Annotated in this window: 9 protein-coding genes; 2 read left to right on the top strand and 7 right to left on the bottom strand. The window is 57.9% G+C overall.

From position 1 onward, the window contains the following. Positions 1-153 precede the first annotated feature (153 nt). On the bottom strand, positions 154-1,842 hold the full coding sequence (locus tag ACMWL8_RS16790) for an AsmA family protein (protein ID WP_028015006.1): 1,689 nt from the start codon (positions 1,840-1,842) through the stop codon (positions 154-156). 119 nt (positions 1,843-1,961) lie between these two features. After that, complete coding sequence (gene xanP, locus ACMWL8_RS16785) at positions 1,962-3,353, bottom strand: xanthine/proton symporter XanP (RefSeq protein WP_045260073.1); 1,392 nt, start codon at positions 3,351-3,353, stop codon at positions 1,962-1,964. Between the two features lie 225 nt (positions 3,354-3,578). Here xanP and gltS point away from each other — a divergent pair, with 225 nt between their 5' ends. Beyond that, the gene (gene gltS, locus ACMWL8_RS16780; RefSeq protein ID WP_045260072.1) at positions 3,579-4,781 is read left to right on the top strand and encodes a sodium/glutamate symporter; all 1,203 of its coding nucleotides are present in this window, start codon (positions 3,579-3,581) and stop codon (positions 4,779-4,781) included. A gap of 2 nt (positions 4,782-4,783) precedes the next feature. Here gltS and recG read toward each other — a convergent pair whose 3' ends face one another. The 5 genes from recG to gmk are packed head-to-tail and all read right to left on the bottom strand — an operon-like array spanning position 4,784 to position 10,650. Then, positions 4,784-6,865: an ATP-dependent DNA helicase RecG gene (gene recG, locus ACMWL8_RS16775; RefSeq protein ID WP_045260071.1), complete on the bottom strand. Its 2,082-nt coding sequence runs from the start codon at positions 6,863-6,865 to the stop codon at positions 4,784-4,786. A 3-nt stretch (positions 6,866-6,868) separates the two neighbouring features. After that, the gene (gene trmH / locus ACMWL8_RS16770) at positions 6,869-7,558 is read right to left on the bottom strand and encodes a tRNA (guanosine(18)-2'-O)-methyltransferase TrmH (RefSeq protein ID WP_045260070.1); all 690 of its coding nucleotides are present in this window, start codon (positions 7,556-7,558) and stop codon (positions 6,869-6,871) included. Positions 7,559-7,562: 4 nt separating this feature from the next. Next, positions 7,563-9,677 (bottom strand): bifunctional GTP diphosphokinase/guanosine-3',5'-bis pyrophosphate 3'-pyrophosphohydrolase, encoded by a 2,115-nt coding sequence (gene spoT, locus ACMWL8_RS16765; RefSeq protein ID WP_028015011.1) that lies wholly within the window; start codon positions 9,675-9,677, stop codon positions 7,563-7,565. A 19-nt stretch (positions 9,678-9,696) separates the two neighbouring features. Beyond that, a complete protein-coding gene (gene rpoZ / locus ACMWL8_RS16760) occupies positions 9,697-9,972 on the bottom strand; it encodes a DNA-directed RNA polymerase subunit omega (RefSeq protein ID WP_000135058.1) in 276 nt (91 codons plus the stop codon). 54 nt (positions 9,973-10,026) lie between these two features. Continuing rightward, a complete protein-coding gene (gene gmk, locus ACMWL8_RS16755) occupies positions 10,027-10,650 on the bottom strand; it encodes a guanylate kinase (protein WP_010426438.1) in 624 nt (207 codons plus the stop codon). Positions 10,651-10,901: 251 nt separating this feature from the next. Between gmk and ligB the strand changes: the two genes are divergently transcribed. Continuing rightward, entirely contained in the window at positions 10,902-12,572 is a 1,671-nt protein-coding gene (gene ligB, locus ACMWL8_RS16750) for an NAD-dependent DNA ligase LigB (protein ID WP_045260069.1), read from the top strand. Position 12,573: the final 1 nt, after the last annotated feature.

The raw sequence follows: 12,573 nt of genomic DNA, 5'->3' as shown, positions 1-12,573 counted from the left end.
AATGACATGGTATCTCTCGCATCCCAGGGCATAAGCGACTCCATAAACGGGTTCTTATGCCTCAGTTGTAAGTGTCTACCATGTCCCCGAACAAGTGTTCACTATGTCCCCGGACCGTACACCCAAAGGGAGAGGGAACAAACATCAAAAACTTTATTGCACAGGCGTTGCAACCACGCCGCCCGTCATCGTCTGCTCTACCTGCTGCTTATCCATATTCACCGCGTTCAGCTTCCCATTTACCGTTGGCTTCAGCGGCGCACCGGCCTGCACGCTGCCGCTGGCGGTCACCTGAATATTGCCGTCGCCCGTAATCGGTAACGCAGGCCAGCCCCACTGCTGCAGCACGTTGAGCGGTACGCCGCGCCCGTTCAGGCTCACCGTGGTCTGCCGCTGCGGGAGCTGTGAAACCGTCGCCGTGGCTTCCAGAATACCTTTCTCGGTAAAGGCGCTCAGGTCACTAATGTTCACCGTGGCGGCGTTGGCATTCAGCGCCAGCGACGGACGGCGCACGTCGACGCGGTTAAAGGTCGCCGCCGCGCCGTTTAATGTTGCGCTGCCGCCCCAGACGCCCCACTGGCGATCTTTCGCCAGCTGCAGGTTTGCGCCGTAGCCGTCCAGGGAGGTGATCTGCCACGGGAAGGCGGGATCGATGTCGATCACCAGGTTGCGGCTCAGGCCAAATTTTTGCAGCGTGACGCTGTTCAGCCATTCCGGCAGCGGCTCCATCCACAGCGTTTTCCAGTTTTCAGGAAGGGTGTACTCCAGCCCGGCGATGGCAACATCGTCCAGAACCAGCGCTTTACCGTCGCGCAGCCAGTTGCCGGACGTGCGCACCATACCGCCTTCCCAGCGGGAGGTGAACTGACGCAGCGCTATGCCCTGCGGGGAAAACTCCGCATTCAGGATCGGGTCAAACAGATGCAGCGAGCCGAAGATAAACTCGCTGGCGTTCATGGACAGGCGACCTTCCTGGCTCTGCCAGTCGCCTTTGCTGAGAGTCAGGTTGCGCAGGCTTAAGTCGAGATCGGTCACCGCCCAGTCCGGGCCCTGCAGGCGGGCATCGGTGACCTCCAGACGGCCAATTTGCAGGGAGGGGATGGTAGCCAGCGGCGCGAAGAACGCTTTCAGCGTTTTGTCGCTCTGCAGGCGGATCTCGTTCAGGCGCATGGTGTCGATTATCCAGCTTCCGTCAGCGTTACGCAGGGCGGAGCCGGTGAGCGAGCCACGGGCCATATCGGCACCAATCGTGTTCAGCACCACCTCCTTGCCGTTCAACTGGCCGTCGATTAGCACGTTGGTGGCCGGTACGCCGTTCAGGGTCAGCGAGCCGGCGCTCATCTGGATTTTCGCGTTTTTACCCAGCACGTTCCCGGCTTCTGGCTGCCATGGGCTGACGCCGCCCGTGACCTTCTGTGCGCTCAGATCCCATTCAGTATTCGGGCTGTTAAAGGCCATGTTGTTCAGCTGCAGACGATCGGCCTGGAAGGGCAGCGGCGCTGTTTGAGGCGAGAGATTCAGCGTGCCGTCGAACAGGGTGATAGTGCCCATGTGCAGCGGAGCGGTGATCTGACGGCTGCTCAGGCCAATATCGACTTTTTTGGCAACTAATGTGGCGGGTTTACCGTCCCGCCCAAAGGTGACATTTTCCAGAATGAGGTGGGAAGGCGATGAAAAGCGGTGATTCATCTTGTCGAAACTGAGTTCGTAGTCAGTATTCACCGTAATCCAGCTGCTGACCTGCGCCGCGCCCCAGCGGGTCTGGAGCAAAATATAGAGCGCCAGCAGCACAATAAGCAGGGCTACCAGAAGATAGACGAGCAGCTTTCCAATAAATTTCATGGTCTTCCATCCCGCAAAACGCACATAAGGGAGTTATGCACGATTTATGCGCAATGCTCAAGGCGGGAATGGTGTAATTAGATGTCACGGCAGGCATTGACTGCCTGCCGTGAGGGAGATCAGTTCTTCTCAGGCGGGAAAACGAGGTTCAGCACGATAGCGGTGATACCGCCCGCGGCAATGCCGGAAGAGAGCAGGTTTTTCACCCAGTCCGGCGCAAACTGCAGGATCAGCGGCTGCTGGGAAACACCCAGACCAACGGCCAGCGACAGCGCGATAATCATGATTGCGCGGCGGTTCAGCGGCTCGCGGGAGACGATACGCACGCCGGAGGCCGCGATAGTCCCAAACATCACCAGCGTTGCGCCGCCCAGCACCGGCTCAGGAATGTGCTGCACAAAGCCGCTCACCGCCGGGAACAGGCCGAGGACGATCAGCATCAGCGCCACCACGAAACCAACGTAGCGGCTGGCCACGCCGGTCAGCTGGATCACACCGTTGTTCTGGCCGAAGCAGGAGTTCGGGAAGGTGTTGAATACCGCAGAGACAAACGAGTTCAGGCCGTTCGCCAGCACGCCGCCTTTCAGACGCTTCATGTACAGCGGGCCGGACACCGGCTGCTCGGAGACATCGGAGGTGGCGGTGATATCACCGATGGTCTCCAGAGAAGTAATCATAAAGACCAGCATCAGCGGCAGGAGCAGACCCCAGTCAATGCCCAGACCGTAGTACAGCGGCGTGGGGACAGCGATCAGCGCGCTGTTGGTTGGCGCGGTGTTCTCCGGCAGCATCCCCAGCGCCCACGCCAGCAGATAACCCGCCGCCATGGCGATCACCAGCGAGGCGACGCGCAGGTATGGGTTACGCTGGCGGTTAAGCAGAATAATGATGGCCAGCACGACGCCTGCCAGCAGCAGGTTTTTCGGCGCGCCAAAGGTGTGGTCGCTCATGGCGGCATAGCCCCCACCGATGGAGGTAAGACCCACCTGAATCAGCGACAGGCCGATAATCATCACGACGACGCCGGAAACCAGCGGGGTGATCACACGGCGAGCCAGGTGCAGCACGCGGGAGATGACCATCTCTGTGCAGCTTGCCAGCATCAGCGTGCCGAACAGCGCCGCCATCATGGTCGGGACATCCGCGCCGCCGGTTTTCAGGGCCGTACCGCCCATGATCAGGGGAGCAACGAAGTTAAAGCTGGTGCCCTGAATCGACAGTAGCCCAGACCCCACCGGGCCCCAGGCTTTAATTTGAATAATGGAGGCCACGCCGGAGGCGAACAGAGACATACTGATAATGTGCTGCGTGTCCTGCGCCGGTAAACCGAGCGCCTGGCAAATCAGCAGCGCCGGGGTGATCACCGCAACAAACATCGCCAGAAGATGCTGGCAGGCGGCAAAAAGCGTCTGCGGCAGCGGCGGTCGGTCTTCAAGGCGGTAAATCAGTTCGCTATTTTGCTTCTGCGCAATCGGTTGCGCATCTGGCGATTCTATGGTGTTAACGGACATCGGCGGCAATCCCACGGTGGAAAAGCGGGCATTTTATCTGACCACCTGGTAAAAGCAAACGATTGCCAGCAAAAAAAAGGAAGAAAATCTGCCGCTGTGAGCAGGTTTTTTACAACCTATCGGAAAAAAAAATTACACTTTTTGCGCCGGGGGCTCATGACGAGCGCAAACCGGCCCAGGATAACGCCGCGTGTGTATGGAATACGCGCATAACAGGAGCCTTTTATGATTCATCTCGATACGTTGTCGACCCTTGTTGCCGCAACGCTGGTTCTTCTGCTTGGTCGCAAGCTGGTCCACAGCGTTTCCTTTCTGAAAAAATACACTATTCCTGAACCTGTCGCCGGCGGTCTGCTGGTGGCGCTGGCCTTGCTGATACTGAAAAAAAGCATGGGCTGGGAAATTGATTTTGATATGTCCCTGAAAGACCCGCTGATGCTGGCTTTCTTTGCCACTATCGGCCTGAACGCCAACCTGGCGAGCCTGCGCTCGGGCGGTATGGTGCTCGGCGTATTCCTGATTGTGGTGGTGGGGCTGCTGCTGATGCAGAACGCCATTGGCATCGGTATGGCAACGCTGCTGGGGCTGGATCCGCTGATGGGGCTGCTGGCGGGGTCGATTACCCTTTCGGGCGGTCACGGCACCGGCGCGGCGTGGAGCAAGCTGTTCATCGAACGCTACGGTTTTGAAAACGCGACGGAAGTGGCGATGGCCTGCGCGACCTTTGGCCTGGTACTGGGTGGCCTGATTGGCGGCCCGGTAGCGCGTTATCTGGTGAAGCACTCCACCACGCCGAATGGCAGACCGGACGATGAAATGGTGCCGACCGCGTTTGAAAAACCGGACGTTGGACGCAGCATCACCTCGCTGGTGATGATTGAAACCATCGCGATGATTGCCATCTGCCTGACCGTGGGCAAAGTGGTTGCGCAATGGCTGGCGGGAACGGCGTTTGAATTGCCGACCTTTGTCTGCGTGCTGTTTATCGGGGTGATCCTGAGCAACGGTCTGGCGCTGATGGGCTTCTACCGCGTGTTTGAACGGGCGGTATCGGTGCTCGGCAACGTCTGTCTGTCGCTGTTCCTGGCGATGGCGCTGATGAGCCTGAAGCTGTGGGAGCTGGCCTCGCTGGCGCTGCCGATGGTGGCGATTCTGGCGGTGCAGGCACTGTTTATGGCGCTTTATGCCATGTTCGTGACCTGGCGCATGATGGGGAAAAACTATGATGCGGCGGTGCTGGCGGCTGGTCACTGCGGGTTTGGTCTGGGGGCTACCCCAACGGCTATCGCCAACATGCAGGCGATCACTGAACGGTTCGGGCCATCGCATATGGCGTTTCTGGTGGTCCCGATGGTCGGCGCATTCTTCATTGATATCGTCAACGCGCTGGTGATCAAGCTGTACCTGATGCTGCCGATATTTGCCTGAGATCAGGCGTTGGAATACCGTTCGGTTTCCGGCATCCAGCGCTCAATTAACGCTGCCGCCTGTTCGGGGTAGCGTTCATGAATATGGCGCGCAAGGCGCTGAACTTCCGGGATCATGGCCTGATCGCGCAGTAAATCCGCCACTTTGAATTCAGCATTTCCCGTCTGGCGCGTGCCCAGTAGTTCGCCCGGGCCGCGTATCTCCAGGTCTTTTTGCGCAATCACAAAGCCGTCGTTGCTATCGCGCAGCACCTGCAGTCGCATCTGGGCGGTTTTCGAGAGAGGGGCTTTGTAAAGCAGAACGCAGTGAGATGCTACCGCGCCGCGGCCAACGCGCCCGCGCAGCTGGTGGAGCTGGGCAAGCCCCAGACGTTCCGGGTTTTCGATGATCATCAGGCTGGAGTTGGGTACGTCAACGCCCACTTCGATGACCGTCGTCGCGACCAGCAAATGCAGTTCCCCCTGTTTGAAGGATTGCATCACCGCCTGCTTCTCGGCAGGCTTCATGCGGCCGTGAACCAGGCCAACGTTCAGCTCGGGCAGTGCCAGCTTGAGCTCTTCCCACGTCGCTTCGGCGGCCTGGGCCTCCAGCAGTTCAGACTCTTCAATCAGGGTACAGACCCAGTAGGCCTGTCGCCCTTCATGGGTGCAGGCGTTGCGCACGCGGTCAATGATGTCGCTGCGGCGCGTATCCGGTATGGCGACCGTCGTCACCGGCGTTCGGCCCGGCGGCAGTTCGTCGATGGTAGAGGTATCCAGATCGGCGTAGGCGGTCATCGCCAGGGTACGCGGGATCGGCGTGGCGGTCATGATCAGCTGGTGCGGGTGGAAGCCCTGCTGCAGCCCTTTTTCCCACAGCGCCAGACGCTGATGCACGCCGAAGCGGTGCTGCTCGTCGATAATCACCAGCGCGAGGCCGTTAAACTGCACCTGCTCCTGAAAGATAGCGTGTGTGCCGACAATCATCTGCACCTGGCCGCTGGCGATGGCATCCTGCTGCGCAAGACGCGCTTTGCCTTTTTGCTTTCCGGCGAGCCAGCCCACCTCAATCCCGAGCGGTGCGAACCAGGCGCGGAAATTGTTAGCGTGTTGTTCAGCCAGCAGTTCGGTTGGTGCCATCAGCGCGACCTGTTTGCCGTGGGCGATGGCGCGCAGGGCGGCCAGGGCGGCAACCAGCGTTTTACCTGAACCTACGTCGCCCTGCACCAGGCGCATCATCGGCACATCGAGCGCCATATCGCGCTCAATCTCGGCGGTGACGCGCGCCTGCGCGCCGGTGGGCTTAAAGGGTAGCGAGGCCAGCAGCTTATCTTTGAGCACATCATTCGGGCTTAACGGCTGAGCGTGGAAACGCTGCGCGCCAGCGCGCAGCGCCAGCATGCTCAGGTTATGCGCCAGTAATTCCTCAAGGATAAGACGCCGTTGGGCGGGGTGTTTACCGCTTTCTAAATCGCTGAGCTGCAGCGTTGGCGGCGGGCGGTGCAGGGTGCGCAGCGCCTCGGGCAGGCTCATCATCCCCTGAGCCAGTTCTGGCGGCAGCAGCTCGGTAATGGCGCAGGTATCCAGCAGCTCCAGGGCCTGATCGGTGAGCTTACGCAGCGTCGCCTGCTTAATGCCTTCGGTCGTCGGGTAAACCGGAGTGAGCGTCTCCTGCAGTTCCGGCGTGCTGAGATCGCCCTGCACGCGGTACTCCGGGTGGATCATCTCTGCGCCGTATTTCCCGCGTTTAGCTTCGCCATAGGCCAGCACCCTACGGCCGGTCGCCAGACTGTTCTTCATCGCCGCGCTGAAGTTGAAGAAACGCATGGTGAGGATGCCGGTGCCGTCGCTGATCTGACAGGTCATCATCCGGCGTCCGCCGAAAGAGATGTTGCAGTTCAGGACTTCGCCTTCAACGGTGGCGTAAATGGCGGGAAGCAGATCGCCAATCTTGTAGAGCTGAGTGCGGTCTTCGTAACGCAGGGGGAGGTGAAGCAGGAGATCCTGCACGGTGTGCAGGCCAATTTTTGCCAGCTTATTGCTTTGCGCCGCGCCCACGCCCGTCAGGCTGTTGAGCGGGATAGCATCCAGCAGGCGGCCTTTCATCGGTTACCCGGCGTACTGCATAGTGGCCCACCACTCGGCATCGGCTTCAATTTCGCCCTGCGCGTTGACGTGGGGGTAAGGCAATTTTTTCTGCTTCGCAACGCGTGCCAGCACCGGATAGCCACCTTCAAACAGCAGGCGCTGCTGTTCTTCTTCCGGCAGCATGCTGTTGCTGCGCTCGTACATCCCGGCGTTCTGACGCTGGCGCTGCGCTTCATACAGAATGAGCGCGGATGCCACGGAGACGTTAAGGGACTGGACCATGCCGATCATCGGAATGATGATGTCCCGATCCGCCAGATCCAGCGCTTCCTGGGAGATCCCGGTTTTCTCCTGACCCATCAAAATGCAGGTCGGGCGGGTATAGTCGATCTCGCGGAAATCCACGGCCTTATCGGACAGGTTTGTCGCCAGGATCTGCATCCCGCGTCCTTTCAGATGCGATACGGCATCGCCAATCGTCTGGTGAGATTTGACGGATACCCAGCTGTTACTGCCTGCCGCAGCAGAGACCATGGTTCGCATCCGGTGACCCGGCCAGACGGCGTGCACTTCATGCACGCCGACGGCATCTGCGGTACGGACGATGGCAGAGACGTTATGAGGTTTATGCACCTGCTCCATGCAGACCGTCAGGTCAGGCTGGCGTCTGGCAAGCGTTTCGCAGATACGGGCATAACGTTGTGAATTCATAAACCTAGTTTCGGTTTCGGGTGACTTTAATCACGTCCGGCATGACGCGGATCTTGCGCATAATGTTCGCCAGATGCACGCGGTCGCGAGCGGTCAGACGAATAAAGGCGCTATAGACGCGGCCGTCTTTTTCTTCCGTATTCAGGCTCTGAATGTTGGACGAGGCCGTGTTGATGGCTGCCGTCAGGTTCGCCAGGGCACCCTGGTGGTTGAACATATCCACCTTAATTTCGGTGATAAATTCCTGCGCCGTCTCTTTATCCCACTCGACCGCCATAAACTTCTCGGCTTCTTTCTGGTAGCCGCGAATGTTTCGACAGGATTCATGGTGGATAACCAGCCCTTTGCCCGGACTGACGTGCGCAATAATCGGGTCGCCAGGGATTGGACGGCAACATTTTGCGAAGGTGATCAGCACCCCGTCCGCGCCTTTGATCGGCAGATGAGCATGGCCGGATGCGCCTGGAGCAGATGGCGTCGCTTCGCCCTGCTGCAGGTTTTTCGCCACCACGACGCTCATCGCGTTACCCAGACCAATTTCCGCCAGCAGATCGTCCAAGGACGTGAGCTTCATACGGTCGAGTTCACGCTGAATATGCTCCGGTGGGATCTCAGCCAGCTTGCGGCTGCCGCCCAACGCGTGGTTGAGCAGGCGACGCCCCAGGCTGACGGAGTCATCGCGCTTGAGGTTTTTCAACAGCTGACGAATTTTGGCGCGCGCTTTGGAACTCACGACAAAGTTCAGCCAGGCCGCGTTCGGACGTGCGCCCGGCGCGGTAATAATTTCGACCGTCTGTCCGCTGGAGAGCGGCTGAGACAGCGGGTAAGGCTGTCTGTCGACGCGCGCGCCCACGCAGGCGTGCCCGATATCGGTATGCACGGCGTAGGCGAAGTCGACCGGTGTTGCGCCCGCAGGCAGTTCGACAATGCGGCCTTCTGGGGTGAAAACGTAAATCTCATCCGGGAAGAGATCGGATTTAACGCTCTCGATAAATTCGAACGAGCTACCCGCACTCTGCTGAAGCTCCAGCAGGCTCTGCATCCAGCGCTGGGCGCGGATTTGCGCGGTGGTGCTGCTTTCGCCACCGTGCTCTTTGTAAGCCCAGTGTGCGGCTACACCCATCTCTGCCATCTGGTCCATGTCTTCGGTGCGGATCTGCACTTCAACAGGCACGCCGTGCGGACCGATCATCGAGGTATGCAATGATTGATAGCCGTTCGCTTTCGGAATGGCGATGTAATCTTTCATGCGCCCCGGGCGCGGTTTATAGAGGCTGTGCATCTGCCCCAGCACGCGGTAGCAGGTGTCCGAATCGTGGACGATTACGCGGAACGCGTAGATATCCATGATCGAGTGAAAACGCTGCTCTTTGAGCACCATTTTGCAGTAGATGGAGTAAAGATGTTTTTCGCGACCGCTGACGCGGCACGGGATTCCCGCTTCCTGCAAACGCCCTTCAATTTCAGAGAGGATCTTTTGAATCATCTCTTTACGGTTACCGCGTGCGGCTTTCACCACCTCTTTAATCACGCGATAGCGGTTCGGGTACAACGCTTCAAAGCCCAGCTCTTCCAGCTCGGTTTTGATGTGGTGGATACCTAAACGGTGCGCCAGCGGACTGTAAATTTCGAGGGTTTCACGGGCAATGCGGCGACGTTTATCCGGGCGAAGTGAGCCCAGCGTGCGCATGTTGTGGGTACGGTCAGCGAGTTTGATGAGAATGACGCGGATATCCTGCACCATCGCCATAATCATCTTGCGGAAGTTTTCGGCTTGCGCCTCTTTCTTGTCGCGGAATTTCAGCTTATCAAGCTTAGAGACCCCTTCCACCAGCTCGGCAACGCTTTTGCCAAACAGCTGTTCCATATCCTGGTAGGTGGCAGGGGTATCTTCGATCACGTCGTGCAGCAGGGCAGCCATCAGCGTTTCGTAGTCGAGTTTCATCTCGGCCAGAATACAGGCTACCGCAACCGGGTGCGTGATGTAGGGTTCACCGCTTGAACGTGTCTGGCCCTCGTGAGCGTCACGTGCAACGAGATACGCCTGCTGAAGACGCTTAATCTGGTCTTCAGGCAGGTAGGTTTGAATCAGTTGATTCAGGCTTTCAAACAGATACAAGGGCGACCCGCAGGTTTAATTAACGACGACCTTCAGCAATGGCGGTTACGGCCTGCAGTTCTGCGGCTTCCTGCTCTTGCTGCTCCTGGCGCTCACGCACGTCGAGGATCTGGTTGTTGATCAGACCTTCTTCGATTTCGCGAAGTGCAATAACGGTGGTTTTATCGTTTTCTTCCGGTACCAGCGGATCTTTACCGCCCACCTGCATCTGACGAGCGCGACGCGCGGCGACCAGCACCAGGTCAAAACGGTTACCAATTTTCTCTACAGCGTCCTGAACAGTTACGCGTGCCATACTTAAAATGCTCCACAGGTGAAGAAATGACTGGGCATGATACTGAAAGTGGGTTCAGTCTGCCAACAGTTTGGTGATTAATGCGTCATGTCGCTGCTTCTGGCGGCTCATACGCAGTCGTTCTGCGCGAAGAATGGTTTTGAGATCGCTCAGCGCGGCATCAAAATCATCATTCACAATAAGGTAATCATATTCCGCGTAATGGCTCATTTCTGCAACTGCCTGTTCCATACGCTTTGCGATGACTTCTTCACTGTCCTGACCGCGGCCACGCAGGCGGCGATCCAGCTCATCCTTCGACGGCGGTAAAATAAAGATACTGCGCGAGTCAGGCATTTTCTTGCGAATTTGCTGTGCGCCCTGCCAGTCGATGTCGAGGAACACATTCACGCCCGTCGCCAGAACCTGCTCAATGGTTTCACGCGAGGTGCCGTAGTAGTTACCAAACACTTCTGCGTGTTCAAGAAACGCATCTCTGCCGATCATCGCTCTGAACTCGTCGTGATCCACAAAGAAATAGTGTTCACCGTGCACTTCACCCGGACGCGGCGCTCGCGTGGTGTGAGAAACAGAAACCTGTGTGTCGTACAACGGTTGGGTTTTTAACAGTGCCTGAATAAGGCTGGATTTACCCGCGCCGCTAGGGGCAGAAACAATATAAAGCGTGCCTTGAGCCATGAGAGTCTTTTGTATGTGTTAACGAAGAAGTCCTACATACGGGCTTATTATACACGTCGCCGCTGTGTGACGTAGCCTTTGTCACACTTTTTCCCCTGGATTATTGAATTTTGCGTACCGTTTTCAGGTTTTACCTGCGGTTTGCAGCAATAAAAATTAACGCTGGATAGCGCCTCGCAACATGAAAGGTTGCTATTAGCGTCGTTTCTCACGTCAGGTTATACCTCCTGCATTGCAAAGGAGGGATAGCGATGTGGCGGTGGATAAGCGGGTTAATGCTGTTGTGGTGTGGTTACGGGGCGGCGGTGTGCCCGGTGTGGTCACAGGCAAAAGCCGAAAAAGAGATTGCGTCATTAAGTGCACAAATCAAACGCTGGGATGAGGCTTACTGGAAGCTGGGGGTGAGCGAGGTCAGTGACGAAGTGTATGACCAGCTCAACGGCCGTTTAACCCAGTGGCAGCGCTGTTTCGGCAACGATTTTGCTGAGAGCGCCCTTCCTGCGCTGGAGGGAAACGTAAAACATCCTGTTGCCCATACGGGGGTACGTAAAGCAGCCAGCAAAGAAGCGCTGGGTCACTGGATGCACGGCCGGAAAAATCTCTGGATGCAGCCAAAAGTCGATGGCGTGGCGGTGACGCTGGTGTATCGCAACGGAAAGCTAGCGCGGGCCATCAGCCGTGGTAATGGGCTAAAAGGCGAGGACTGGACGGCCCGTGTGCGTTTGATCCCGTCCGTGCCCAAGGAGGTATCCGGCGCGCTTGCAAACAGCGTCTTACAGGGGGAGCTTTTCTGGCTACGCGAAAACCACGTCCAGCGGCAGATGGGCGGAATGAATGCTCGCGCAAAAGTGGCGGGCGCGATGATGCGACAAAAGGACAACGCGCTTCTGAGCCAGACAGGAATATTTATCTGGGCCTGGCCGGATGGACCGAAGGGAATGGAAAACAGGCTGTCTGAGCTGTCCAGCGCAGGTTTTTCCCTGACGGCGCGCTATACGTTGCCCGTACAAGCGGTTGATGCTGTTGAAAAACAGCGTTTGGCCTGGCAAAACACGGCATTGCCCTTTGCCACGGATGGCATAGTGGTTCGGTCTGCGGAGTCACCTACAGGGGAAAGTTGGCTGCCCGGCGAAGGCAACTGGATTATCGCGTGGAAATATTCGCCTGCGGCACAGGTCGCAGAGGTCAGGAATATTCTTTTTTCCGTGGGGCGCACGGGCAAAATTTCTGTCGTGGCGGCACTTGAGTCTGTGCAGTTGGACGATAAACGGGTGCAGCGAGTGAGTCTCGGTTCGGTTGGGCGCTGGCAGAGACTGGATATTGCCCCGGGCGATCAGATCCAGGTCAGCCTGGCAGGGCAGGGTATCCCCCGGTTTGATAAGGTGGTCTGGCGAGGAGCGGACAGACAAAAACCGGAGCCTCCGGCCTCGCGTTATCACTCCCTGAGTTGCTTTTATGCCTCGCCGGAGTGTATGGATCAGTTCTTTGCCCGGCTGACGTGGCTCAGTTCAAAGCAGGTATTCAACATTGAAGGATTAGGTGAGTCAGGCTGGCGCACACTCTGGCAGGCGCATCATTTTGAACATCTCTTTTCGTGGCTGCTATTAACGCAGGAGCAGCTGCAGTCGACGCCGGGATTCTCTGCCGCACGCGGGCTGGCGCTCTGGCATCGCTTTAATCAGGTGCATGAGCAGCCTTTTATCCGCTGGATTATGGCGCTGGGTGTTCCGCTGCCACAGGCCTCGCTGAAGGCGTTGGAAGATATGTCGTGGCAGAAGATGAGCGAACGCAGTGAAAAGGCCTGGCAGGCCTTGCCGGGGACGGGAGCGGAGACGGCGCGGCAAATCGTTGCCTGGCTGCACGCGCCAGAGATCGATGTGCTGGTCAGGTGGCTTGCTCAGCAGCACATCAATGGGTTCTGAG

The sequence above is a fragment of the Enterobacter sp. 04-C-12-SI-ECC genome, from assembly GCF_047530715.1.
GTDB classification, from domain to species: Bacteria; Pseudomonadota; Gammaproteobacteria; order Enterobacterales; family Enterobacteriaceae; genus Enterobacter; species Enterobacter bugandensis.
This window is presented reverse-complemented; position numbering and strand designations above follow the sequence as displayed.

Coding starts and splice junctions, on each gene's coding strand:
- ACMWL8_RS16790 (WP_028015006.1), bottom strand. CDS start 1,842: ATGAAATTTATTGGAAAGCTGCTCGTCTATCTTCTGGTAGCCCTGCTT.
- xanP (WP_045260073.1), bottom strand. CDS start 3,353: ATGTCCGTTAACACCATAGAATCGCCAGATGCGCAACCGATTGCGCAG.
- gltS (WP_045260072.1), top strand. CDS start 3,579: ATGATTCATCTCGATACGTTGTCGACCCTTGTTGCCGCAACGCTGGTT.
- recG (WP_045260071.1), bottom strand. CDS start 6,865: ATGAAAGGCCGCCTGCTGGATGCTATCCCGCTCAACAGCCTGACGGGC.
- trmH (WP_045260070.1), bottom strand. CDS start 7,558: ATGAATTCACAACGTTATGCCCGTATCTGCGAAACGCTTGCCAGACGC.
- rpoZ (WP_000135058.1), bottom strand. CDS start 9,972: ATGGCACGCGTAACTGTTCAGGACGCTGTAGAGAAAATTGGTAACCGT.
- gmk (WP_010426438.1), bottom strand. CDS start 10,650: ATGGCTCAAGGCACGCTTTATATTGTTTCTGCCCCTAGCGGCGCGGGT.
- ligB (WP_045260069.1), top strand. CDS start 10,902: ATGTGGCGGTGGATAAGCGGGTTAATGCTGTTGTGGTGTGGTTACGGG.